Raw genomic sequence first — 11,835 nt, 5'->3', positions numbered from 1 at the left:
AATGGAATTGGATGGGCCTCCCCGCATGGCGGTTTGGATAACCTGGTCAGGTCGGGAACGAAGCAGCCAAACCCAACACTGTCAGTGCCGGGGGTCAGGCTCATCCACCTCCCCTAAGCTAGATTCAGCCCAATTACAGGATCTTTTGGACCCTGAAAATTCCCTAAATCATCCAAATAATCGGTAAAACCAGGGCTACCTGGGAATCCATCGCCAATCTCAATAAGCGTTGTTGCATATGTCTGCATTTAATGGCTGCGTATATTACAAATCTCCCAGCAGTCAGAAAGACTCAGCGCAGAGGTTTGGAACGGTAAATAATATGCATTGGGGATCATTTAAGAGTGGGAAAAATTGGTCATATTTTGATATGTAAATTTGAGAAACACTTCAAGGCACAATATCTATCTAACCAAGCCCACTACCCAGAGAAATCCCCATGCCACAAGCCATTATTTTCGATGTTGAAGCAACCGATAAAAACGATGCCGTCATTATTGAAGCTGCTTCTTTAGATGTCACCTCTATCAACCCGCTTGCCGTTGGCAATCCTTGGGTACAGCGTTACAACCCTGGTAAACCGATTAGCTTGGGTGCTTTAGCCACCCATCACATCCTGGATGAAGAGCTGGTTAATTGCCCCGCCAGCAGCTCATTTAGATTGCCTGCTGGCACTAAGTACATCATCGGTCATAGTGTTGATTTTGACTGGGAGGCCATTGGTAGCCCTGAGGTCAAGCGGATTTGCACTCTTGCGCTATCTCGTAGCCTTTGGCCTGATTTAGATAGTCATACTCAAAGCGCCTTACTTTATAACTTTGAGCGGTCTACCGCTAGAGAGCAACTGCGTGATGCGCATAGCGCGTTAGCAGATGTCTGGATTTGCTCTAAGATTTTGGGTCAGATTTTGGATAAGCTTAAGCCCTCTTCTCTAGATGCTTTATGGGAAATGTCTGAGAAGGCTCGCATTCCGACGACCATGCCTTTTGGTAAACATAAAGGCGAACTGATTAGCCAAGTTCCATCAGACTATAAGCAGTGGATGTTGCGCCAGGACAATGTATCCCCTTACTTGCGCAAAGCTCTTGAACTTACCACTCGTTAATACGCATCAATGGTGTTTTTGTGATGAAGCGACTAATTTCTCGGTATAGGCAATTGCAACAGCTGACAGCACAAAAGTAATGTGTATCAAGGTTTGCCACATCAAGGTTTTTTCATCATAAGAGGCGGCATTGATAAAGGTCTTGAGCAAATGAATCGATGAGATACCGATAATGGCCGTTGCTAATTTCACCTTCAGCACGCCTGCGTTGACATGCGATAACCACTCGGGTTGATCTGGGTGGTTCTCTAGCTCCAAGCGAGAAACAAAAGTCTCCCAACCGCCAACAATCACCATCACCAGCAAGTTGGAAATCATGACCACATCAATCAAGCCTAAGACAATCAGCATCAATGCTGTTTCAGTCATGGACTTATCGGCCATCATGCTAATGAGATGCACCAACTCCAACCAAAACTGCCAAACATAAACTCCCTGAGCAACAATCAAGCCAATATATAAGGGCGCTTGTAACCAGCGGGACATAAATATCCAGCGCGGCAATGGGCGTAACTTTTTATCTACATTGGCCAACTTGTCATCATTCATGAAAATGATTTTAGCCCTATTCATGGCATTTTTATAACATTAATGCACGTACCCAATGTAAGGGTATTTATATCTATGCCCTACCTTCACTAGGGAATAAGGAGTCCGTGATTTCCTTATTCCCCTTCTAGGCCTGCTGCATATTTCTTGTATTGCTCTTACTGATACTTACGAGTAAATACTTGTTTTGTGTCGCCCTCATGACGCTTAGTATTTTTCAATACTGCGCAGTACGACAAAACCATGATCACTGCGAGTGAAATGCCGTTAAAGTTATTTAATAGTTCCATTTGATTTCTCCTGGTGTTATCTACGTTTAATTAATTTTGTATTGCTATTGCTTGTCACTGTTATTTGTTACTGTTATTTACCTCTGTCTTTACCTCTGTCTTTACTTCTGTTTTTCCTCTATGTGTTCAGAATAGAGTCTTACTGGCTCATGAAATGAGCTAGTAAGAATTGCTTCATTTTTTATTGTTGTTTGTTGTTTTTTCTTCACCTATTTCTCGTCTATTTCTTAGCGCGCTACGGGTAATTCATCCCACTGCGTGGTGTAGTTCGGTGACTTATTGCCTGACCTCATTTGCCAGTCTTGTTTAGTACCCGCTGCTGCAGTTTTAATGGCAGCGTTACCAAAACGACTATTGATCGAGTCCAATGCTTTCATGAGGCCAGCGGATTTGCCTTTGACTTCCATATCATCAAATAGTGATTGCTGCATAGTGGGCTTATCAGCCAAGAGATTAAGAATGACTCCGGCCTTCTTGTACTTAAAGCCAGCTTTGTAGATTTGTCTCAAACCTTTTAATGCAGCGCTAGTGAGCGTTAAGGTGTTATCGCTAGGATCACTCAGAACCACTGTGATGCTTTGATGGTGTTGCGGCTCAAACGGTTTGTGTGGATTAGTTTGCACAAAGATGGTGAGCGCGCCCGTGACTGACTTTTGACTTCTGAGCTTCTCGGCACCTCTTGCAGCATGGGTAGCCACAGATTCAGCCAACTCATCCATGGAGCTAACTGGTTTACCAAAACTTCTTGAGGAAATAATCTGTTGTTTAGCTGGGGCCACTTCTTCTAGTTGCAAACAGGATACGCCACGCAACTCATAACAAATACGCTCAATCACGACACCAAATTGTTGGCGCATTGATTGTGGTGAAGTTTGCACCAGATCAAAGACGCTATTGATCTTGAGCTCTTTAAGTTTTTTGGCAGTCTTCCCGCCAATACCCCATACCTCACCTACTGCTGTCTCCGCCATCCATTGATAGAGGGCCTCTTTAGCCATAGAACTGATGTCACAGACACCAGTAAACTGGGGGTGCTTTTTAGCCAAGTGATTGGCAAGCTTAGCGAGAGTCTTGCTAGCACCGATACCAACGCATACAGGCAAGCCTGTTGAGTCTTTCACATCTTGCTTGATGATTTGGCCTAGGCTAGTGGGATTGGCGTATTGCTTGAGTACCGTCTCGATTGCCAAAAAGCTCTCATCAATACTGTAGACCTCTAAATTGGGTGTGAACTTTCTTAAGACTTCCACTACCCTGCCGCTCATATCACCATACAAGGTGTAGTTTGAGGAATAAGCTTGGATACCATGTTGCTGAGCCAGATCCTTCATCTGAAACCAAGGTGTACCCATCTTCACGCCCAGCGCTTTAACTTCAGCACTACGTGCTACTGCGCAGCCATCGTTATTGGATAGAACTACCATCGGCACATCTTCCAACTTGGGCGCAAATACCCGCTCACAAGATACGTAGAAGTTGTTCACATCAACGAGTGCGAAAAGCTGGTTGGTTTGGCACGCTTGATTTATAGCGTTTTCTGGCATCTTGATGCTCATATAGATTTACCATTTCTGCTACTAGCATGGCTGTATCTACGCACTACCCCAACCACTACACCCCAAATTTGGAGTTGGCTACTCTCATTAAAGGTAATGGGTTCGTAATTGGGGTTCTCTGGCTGAAGTTCTGTTTTGCCGCGCAATTGATAGAGGCGCTTGATGGTGTACTCGTCATCCACTACAGCAACTACGATGTCTTTATTTTTTGGCTTGAGGGCTTTATCAACTACCACCTTGTCACCGTCACAAATACCCGCACCCATCATTGAATCCCCTTTTACGGTGAACATAAAAGTGGCTGGCTTGTTTTGGATTAAATAGTGGTTTAAATCAAGGCCTTCCTCGGCATAATCGGCCGCCGGACTCGGAAATCCCGCTGAAATACGATGACTCAGAAGCTTAAACTCATAGGCGCCATTTGCTGCTAAGGCTTGTGGGGCCTGGCTTAGGGTTGCTATCTGGGAGGTCATCTGAGTTGTCATAGTGATTAATATACTGTATATCCATACAGTATGTGTAAAAACCTTAAAAATGACTCAATTTTTGTTGCTTTTGAGATATTTGCTTAAATATTAGGCAAGAAAAAACCACCCGAAGGTGGTTGATATAAGGGGGTTGACTGGGTTCTTGTTAGCAAAAAGCGAATGCCAAGATGGCTGGATCATCTAAGAATGCATTCGAGGTGTAGATGCTCGCTCGGTAAAACCAAGCATGTCCCACCTCGATGATCTCAGCCAAACGATGCATGGTCTTTAAACATCGCTCATGAAATCGCCGCCACCGCCGCTGTCATCCCAAGAACTTGATCCACCATCATCCCAAGAGCTGGCATCCCGCACGCCAAAGTTTGGATCTAAAGATGCCGGGCCGCCCACTTGATTAAGGTTAGGGTTGGCATTGGAAGGGCCGTTATCGTGACCACCCATCAGGCTGCTTGCCAATGCTTGACCAGCATACATGCCGGCACCTAAAGCTGCGCCAGTAGCTAAGCTGCCCATTAAGCCACCACCCATACCGCCAGCTGGGGCTCCAGGATAACCAGGACCGCCGGGGTAGCCAGCGGGGCCGCCTGGAGTACCAGGGTAACCAGCGCCTGGAGCGTTATAGACCTGCACCGCCTCAGCCTTGCGACGTCTCATCACAATGATGACGCCCACTACCAAGATGGCAATCAAACCCCAGAAGAGTGGATTGCTAAAGATAGATGATGAGGATGAACCAGCAACAGAACTGCCTGCGCCACTCGCGAGTTGCACTTGCAGTTTTTGTACAGACTCAGGCTGCGCAAAAGGCAAACCAGGAGCTAAGTTTTGCGCTTTGATGAAATGATTACGTGCTACCTCTAACTTACCTTCTTTGAGGTAAAGCTCAGCCGCTACATAGTGCGCCTTTGCACTGTTAGGATGATTTTGGAGCACTTCTTTCATCATGACATCGGCTTTAGCCATCTGCCCAGATTGCACCGCTTGATATACCTCTGGCAAAGTTGCCTCGGCAAATGCTGCATTGCTAGTGAGCAATACCGCTGTTGCGAATACGCCAACTAATAAATTAATTACTTTACGAATATTCATCAAGACTCCTTGTAGGATGTTTCGTGCAAATTTCATTATCCCTAGTTTGGGGATTTTTGCTATTCCCTACCTATATAGGGTCTTTAGGGTGGATTTCAAGGGGTCTGGAGCTTAGATGACTTCAGCGATCTCACCCTTGGCAGATATTAAATATGCCTTAGCCGGTTTATCTGGGCGAATCCTGCCGAGCTCTTGCTTGTAGTTATTCAGTTGCGCGCGATATTTATCGTGAGCTTCACTACCCACTTCTGGGAGCGTAAGCTTGTAATCCAAGATAGCGAGATGATCCTCAAACTCCACTAAGCGATCCATACAGTAGCTTCTACCTTGCTCGTCGGCGATGTCAATTTCATTCCAAGCTTGTACCCACTGATTATCTGTGAGGTAAGGCTTTAGTTTGGGTGTATCCATGACTAACTGCACTCGTTCCATTAGTTTTTTGGTCATGCGCTTGATCAATGCCTAGCCAATTCATGAGCTCTTGCTCGCTTGGCATTGGCGTATTTACTGTATTGCCTGAGTGCGCTGTTAGGAACTCCAATAATTTATGAAAATGCGTGCCCTCTTCCAGAATCTCTGGATCGGGTTGCTCTGCTGCCTGGGCTTTTTCTTTTGCTTTTGTGGCGACTGCTAGTGCGCCACTCTCAATATTAGCAATGGTTTCTTGATGGGATTGTTTGGCTGCATCCCATGACAGCTGGAAATGATCCATTTGAAATGGCTCGCTGTTGTGATTGCTATTACTAGAGACCATCTTCTGCGTTTCTTGAACCGGTACCTCGCTCAACTGGGTGGGATCCAAGGTTTCCATGCCGGCTGCGAGTGCTCTGCCATACCAAGACTTCTGATGAATACCATCCCTGATATGGGATTGAACGCCGCTAATCCATAAGCCTTGTTGCGCACGAGTCATAGCAACGTAGAGGACATTCCAATTCTCGTTTTGGCTAACTTCATTTTCTTTTTGATAGATTGCTTCGCGCTTTTCCGTCAAGGACTTGGCGGTATAAAGAGAAAGGTGGCCTGGGCTAGTCTCCTCTGGCGACCAATCGAGCAATACGCCACGATGAGGTGCTTTCCACTCTGTATGGTTGGCATCGAGCATGATCACAAATGGTGCCTCTAATCCCTTGGCACCATGAATGGTCATCAAGCGTACACGCTTATGCTGATCCTCTTCAGACATTTCACCATCTATATCTACTTCACCAATATCTTCTTCGGCTTCTGCTTCAACATCCCCTTCATCAGGGGTCTCATCATCATCGCCCTGACGCATCGCATTAATCTCTTCAATAAAGCGACTCAAACTAGGATAACGACCACCATCTTGATTTAAAGCAAGTTCCAAAAAAGCATCTAAATTGGCCAGCACCTGGGCACGCGCTAGATTTTGCGAGGCCACTGCGTAACTCACTCGCAAATTACTTTCTTGATAAATCAGATCCAGTAAGTCATGCACTGGCAATACTTCGCCTAGACCTCTCCAACGCTCTAAATAGCGCGCTGCCTTCTGAATTTTTATATCAGAGCTACTTTGCAATGCATCCCACCAGGAAGCTTGGGCTTGTGCGTGGCTTTCGTGTTGACTATAGCTCTCACCAACATGACTGCTGAGCACCTGCATTTGCTGCTCAGTAAAACTAAAGATCGGGCTACGCAACACTTGTGCCAATGGCAAATCATGCCTTGGGGATACCAAGACGGTCAGCAAGGCAATTAAGTCGTCAATCTCCAAAGTATTGAGCAGGCCACCGAGGCGAGAACTGTCATAAGCTAGCCCTGCTTCGCGCAGCGCTCTTTCAAATTGGGATAAGTAAGCACGGCGTTTGACGAGTAATATAAAGTCGCTGCCTCTTGCTGGGCGCCAATACTCTTTACCATCTTTCCTATCAATCACTTGACGTGTAGCCAGAACATGATGAATCAAGCGACTTACTTGCTGGCCTTCCCAATAGCGTTGCTGTACTCCTACAGTAAGCCCTGCATCCTCTATGGGGTTATCTAAAGCGCTACCAGTGCGATCAAGCTGTACTTGCTCAATACGCTCAATCAGCGGCAATAACTTGGCTTCGCCCTGAATAGCAAACTCGTGCTCAGCAATACCCTCTAATGGCGCTTTCCAATCGGTATCTTGTTTAGCAAACACGTAAGTTGGTGGAACGACATCCATCAAAAAGATGCTGTTTACAGCCTCATTAATAGCGGTGGCATTTCTGCGGGTGGTGTTCTTCTGGAGGTCTTTAGCTTGCAATGTAGAAGTTAAAAACGCTCTGGCGCTGTCAAATAATCTGGGGTCAGCTCGGCGGAAGCGATAAATCGACTGCTTCGGATCTCCCACAATGAAGACGCTTGGTCGAGATCCATCTTGTCCATAACCATCTAACCAAGAACGCAAAATCTGCCATTGCAGTGGATTGGTATCTTGAAACTCATCAATCAGAATGTGGCTGTACTTGGCATCTAATCTTGCTTGCAGGTAAGCAGCATTTGCAGGATCGGCCATGAGCTGGCTCACACCAATTTCTAAATCATCAAAGTCACGCACACGCATCGACTCTTTGCTTTTTTGCATATGCCCTAGCATTGCTTCGCTCATAGCAAACCAGGCAGCGTTAATAGCGTAGGCATCTTGGTCGTTTTGCCAAATAAACCACGCTTGATAGGCATCTACCCAAGCGTTGCGAATAGAGGTGATCTGTATCGGATCGCCGCCAATCGCAGCGAGGTGCTTTTGCATAGGTGCAGAGATTTTGGCTATATCGTCTAATGGAGTGGATGTTGTTTTAGTGAGGAAGCAGCTCTGCCACGCATCCGCGATCTCCTCAATAGATTGCCCTGCAGCGTGAAGGGCGATCACCATCTGAATCAGTGGCACCCTTTTCTTTTGGGTGGCAGTACCATTACTAAAGCAGTCCAGCATCACCTGTAAATCTGCTTTTGTACCGGGGCGTCGCCAAAATTCTTCTAGCGGGTTCGGTAAAGATAGATTGGGTAAGCATTGCGCTAAGGCATCGACCGGACTAATGCCCTTGGCTTTGCAGGAGGCCAAAAAGAATGTCCACGCACCTCTTTGTTTGAAGAGGCTGTAATTACCCATCAAGAACTTGTCTGTCTCAAAGGCGCCAAACTCTTTGAGTAAGACGTCATAGTGTTTTTTGAGATCAGCAGGTAAATCTCCCCACCAATCTTGCATGCACTCTTCTTGCAAACGCTTGGCATCTTCGCGAAGATTAAATCCAGGTTGGACTTCTGCTGAAATCGGTGCCGCCCCAAGAAGCCTTCCAAACCAACCGTGAAAGGTATCAATCACAATCGCTTGAGGACTCATTAACACCTTGAGATACAGCGCTCTGGCTTGCGGTAGCAGTTGCTTAGCCTGCGCATCATCTAAGCCCCTTAAGGTGAGCTCATGAATGAGTTGATCGTCATCCATTTGGGGAAACTGTTCAAGTAAGCCATATAGGCGATCGCGCATCTCTTGCGCAGCTTTGCGGGTAAAGGTGAGCGCCAAAATCTCTTGGGGCTTGGCACCAGCAAGCAACAAGCGCACCATGCGAGCAACCAAGAGCCAAGTCTTGCCACTGCCAGCACAGGCAGAAACAATCACCGAGTTATTCGGGTTACAGGCTACGGGGTAATCAAACTTATCGCTCACCACATCCCCTTTCTGCAAATGCCTCTGGCTTCGCAATATTGGCAAACGCTATCGGGTGCAAAGGCTTTCATAGGCTTGCGCGCCCACAACACTTCAAGATCATGGCTCAGCTGATCTGCAAATTGCTCCATCATCTCCGGCATATTCTCAACCGGGTGCACTCTGACAATCTTGTCATCCGCTTTCTTAATATTCGCCTTTAATGACACCCACTCGGCCTGCTCGATAGTACGGCCAGGAAGATGTGCTGCTATGGCATTCTCATTTACAGCGCGGGCATAGATCAGCAATTGCGGATCATCCAAAAGATGCTCTCCCCGCTTCTTAATTTTGGTGATTCCCTGGTTCTTGTAGTCAACTACCGCTGCCGCAGTGGAATCTTGTGAGCTCACATCAAAGCGGTCGGCGCGACCTGCAATCTGAATCACTCTTTGCACGCCATCTGGATCGGTCAGCGTGACCATAAAGCCAACCGGCAATTCTGCATCGTGGTATTCCCAACCTTCTGCTTCACGCTTTAATTGCCAATCGATAAAGCTAGGAATTTGCTTTTGCCAATCACGTAAGGTGCCCATAATCCTGGCATCACCCTTGATCAAGCGCTCAAACTCTTTTTCTGAATGTGCTGTTAAGCGCTCCAGCATCCACAGGCGACGCACATCCGCATCTTGCTGAATATTGGAATGAGACTTTTGCTCTTCCGTTTTTAAAGCTTGGAAGAAGTTTTTAAGCAGGGAATGTAAAACTTGACCTGCCAATGAAGCATCAAAACCCTCTTCAAATTCTTTTGCCTTACGTAAACCCAAAACACTGCGGACATAGTAGCGATAAGGGCAGTCTCTTAGAGCCTTATAGGCGCTCGGCGACATGCTGATTGGCAAAGCAATATCTGGATTAACGGTGCTGACTGCCTCTTGCAATGGATCTGACTGATCCGCATGAATATCAGGCTTAGCTTCCAAGATGGGCCAATCGGGCAATTGCGTGCGAAGTCGACTAATCCACGCAGATGGCCTAAGTGGCTCGCCACTTTTGCTTTTACTTTGCCAAAGTAAATCCACCTGAGGACAAGAAACTAGCAGTTGAGATAAATCTCTCGCTTGCTGAATATATTGCGCCGTGATGGTGGACGCTTTTAATAATTGATTGAGCGCGTCCGAGAAAAATAATGGCGGTTCAGAAAACGCAGGCAACTGCTGCTCATCACAGCCTACCAATACTACGGCGTCAAACTCCCGCAGACGTGTCGAACTTAATGGCAAGATACTTAAAGTTGCTTGCGCCTCTTCACCAGCCTCTTGATAAGAAGCCTCTTCAATCACTGTTTTGAGTAAGCTGAGCCATTCTGGCAAACGCATCGTGACCTGCTGGTAGACGCTAGCACCGAGATCAAAGGCCCTGAGAACTTCCAACAATTGCTTGCCAGCAGAATCTTTTTCAAGCTGCCGGGCCATTCCCATCTCTTGCAAATTGGCTTGCAAGAGTGCATAGGCATTTGCGCAATCGAGTTTTAGCTCTAGCCACCGCAAATGGCGTTTTTGTAACAAGCCCATGAGTTGCAAGAGTGCTTCATGAGGCACGCTGCCGCCCGATGATGCGTAAGCATTAGCACGCTCAATTGCGATCCTAAACGTTTCCCAACCAGACTTTGCCTGACTTGCAATCAAGATGTCTTCTAATTGCGCAATCAGACTCATGCAGACTTCAGGCGTCTTTTGTAGGGCATGGGCAATATCAAAATACGGGTTTTGCAAAAACTCTAATAGGGCACTAGCGCTCGGCCCCTCCTTGGGTGAGCGTATCAGCTCCAACCAGCTATTGAGCGCTGCGGCAGCACGCGTAGTTGAAAGCTTCCAGCCAGTTTCATCACGGATCCGCAGCTTAGGACCAAAGCGTGACAACAGGGCGCGCGCCCTTCTAGCGGCCAAACGATCTTGTGCGACCAAGGCAATGTTGGTCTTGCCAGCAATTAAATGGGTTTCGATAGATTTTGCGGCTGCCCACGCTAACTCCTCGAAACGTCTTGCGGCAAGCAAGTGCCACCCTTCGTGTGAGCTCGCCTGAATATTGCGATTAATCTGTACGTTCTGCCCTTCATTTGCCTGTGTGAGTTGCCCCACTCCATCTGCGCCAATTAGAGCCTCAGACCAAAGTGCGACTGATTGCCAATCAATACCCACATTCACTACCGGAGCAAATTGCGCATAGTCCTCAAGGTATTTGGAGATGGTCTCTTGATCAATTGGCTTAGGGTCTGCTGTTTGAACCCAGATCAAAGGCCTGGCCAGATCTTTATTCATACTGGCTGCTTCGAGATGCGCCGCTAATGCGAAATGCTTTCTCATAACAGGATCACCAGGGCTGCTGAGGTAGCGCCAAAAAGCAAGCAAGACAATAGACTCTTGATCAACTACTTTGCGAGATAGACCTACATAGGCTTTCGCTATTGCTTGATCAAGCAGCACTTCTACTTTTTTTACCCATGCATCTGCATCTAGCGAACGACTTTGAACTAAATCATTAATCTCGCCTTGCATATGGGGAACAACTGCCTCCGATAATGCATCGCAAGCATCAATAACTGCTTGCGCCAGCCCCCAGGCCCCCGCCTCACTCTCCGCCTTAAACCAGCTTTGTAAAGTTTTATGTTTTCGTAAGTTGACGTAAACAGATAACCAACGCTCTAAGTCAGTTTGTTTTTTGGGAAACTTCCATCCACCTGGCGCTGCTTCGAGCCAGTCGTTAAAGCTCATCACTTGAGGCAGGAAAGCAATCTGGGTGGGTAGGTTTTTGGGTCGATGCTTTTCTAGAGCGGCTCTGACCCCCATTAAGGGGCCTGCAGTACTAAGCACCACTAAGGGGCGTTGATGGGTTTGCACTGCACAATTCCAAATACCCTCGGCAAGTTCCTCCAAGGCACCAGCATTGGGCACGATAGCCCATGCGTATGGCTGCTCTTGATTAGAAATGGTCGGAAATGGACGGGTCATGAAGGTTGCGTTTTGGGACTTCTTCGGAATTTTGGGCAGAAAGTGTGGCTTATTGCTAATATAAGCGTTGTAACGCATTAACTATATAAAACTAAATAAGACCAAATAAG

Annotated in this window: 9 protein-coding genes and 1 other RNA gene; 2 read left to right on the top strand and 8 right to left on the bottom strand. The window is 46.9% G+C overall.

What is annotated here, in order from left to right; translation table 11 throughout:
• Positions 1 to 10: 10 nt before the first annotated feature.
• Both ffs and CBI30_RS05795 read left to right on the top strand, forming a co-directional pair.
• Positions 11 to 108: signal recognition particle sRNA small type (ffs, locus tag CBI30_RS05800), an RNA gene on the top strand.
• Between the two features lie 331 nt (positions 109 to 439).
• The gene (locus CBI30_RS05795) at positions 440 to 1,105 is read left to right on the top strand and encodes a putative quorum-sensing-regulated virulence factor (RefSeq protein ID WP_088527370.1); all 666 of its coding nucleotides are present in this window, start codon (positions 440 to 442) and stop codon (positions 1,103 to 1,105) included.
• 6 nt (positions 1,106 to 1,111) lie between these two features.
• Here CBI30_RS05795 and CBI30_RS05790 read toward each other — a convergent pair whose 3' ends face one another.
• The 8 genes from CBI30_RS05790 to CBI30_RS05765 form a co-directional block, all read right to left on the bottom strand.
• The gene (locus tag CBI30_RS05790; protein WP_240553513.1) at positions 1,112 to 1,678 is read right to left on the bottom strand and encodes a TIGR00645 family protein; all 567 of its coding nucleotides are present in this window, start codon (positions 1,676 to 1,678) and stop codon (positions 1,112 to 1,114) included.
• A 134-nt stretch (positions 1,679 to 1,812) separates the two neighbouring features.
• Entirely contained in the window at positions 1,813 to 1,944 is a 132-nt protein-coding gene (locus CBI30_RS11365) for a hypothetical protein (RefSeq protein ID WP_276207144.1), read from the bottom strand.
• A gap of 227 nt (positions 1,945 to 2,171) precedes the next feature.
• On the bottom strand, positions 2,172 to 3,500 hold the full coding sequence (locus CBI30_RS05785; RefSeq protein WP_206075582.1) for a Y-family DNA polymerase: 1,329 nt from the start codon (positions 3,498 to 3,500) through the stop codon (positions 2,172 to 2,174).
• Positions 3,497 to 3,985, bottom strand: coding sequence for a LexA family protein (locus CBI30_RS05780; protein WP_206075581.1), 489 nt, complete (start codon positions 3,983 to 3,985; stop codon positions 3,497 to 3,499). The genes CBI30_RS05785 and CBI30_RS05780 overlap by 4 nt, the downstream gene beginning before the upstream one ends.
• 270 nt (positions 3,986 to 4,255) lie before the next feature.
• Positions 4,256 to 5,077 carry a tetratricopeptide repeat protein gene (locus tag CBI30_RS05775; RefSeq protein ID WP_088527368.1) on the bottom strand — a complete coding sequence of 274 codons (822 nt, stop codon included), beginning with the start codon at positions 5,075 to 5,077 and terminating at the stop codon, positions 4,256 to 4,258.
• 111 nt (positions 5,078 to 5,188) lie between these two features.
• Positions 5,189 to 5,488 carry a hypothetical protein gene (locus CBI30_RS11220; protein ID WP_206075580.1) on the bottom strand — a complete coding sequence of 100 codons (300 nt, stop codon included), beginning with the start codon at positions 5,486 to 5,488 and terminating at the stop codon, positions 5,189 to 5,191.
• Positions 5,451 to 8,735, bottom strand: a complete 3,285-nt coding sequence (locus tag CBI30_RS05770; protein WP_206075579.1) for a UvrD-helicase domain-containing protein — start codon at positions 8,733 to 8,735, stop codon at positions 5,451 to 5,453. Before CBI30_RS05770 ends, CBI30_RS11220 begins: the two co-directional genes overlap by 38 nt.
• Positions 8,732 to 11,803: a PD-(D/E)XK nuclease family protein gene (locus CBI30_RS05765; protein WP_240553512.1), complete on the bottom strand. Its 3,072-nt coding sequence runs from the start codon at positions 11,801 to 11,803 to the stop codon at positions 8,732 to 8,734. Before CBI30_RS05765 ends, CBI30_RS05770 begins: the two co-directional genes overlap by 4 nt.
• Positions 11,804 to 11,835: the final 32 nt, after the last annotated feature.

The sequence above is a fragment of the Polynucleobacter aenigmaticus genome (assembly GCF_002206635.1).
GTDB classification, from domain to species: Bacteria; Pseudomonadota; Gammaproteobacteria; order Burkholderiales; family Burkholderiaceae; genus Polynucleobacter; species Polynucleobacter aenigmaticus.
Note: the sequence above shows the minus strand (reverse complement) of the source record. Positions and strands in the feature narration are given on the sequence as shown.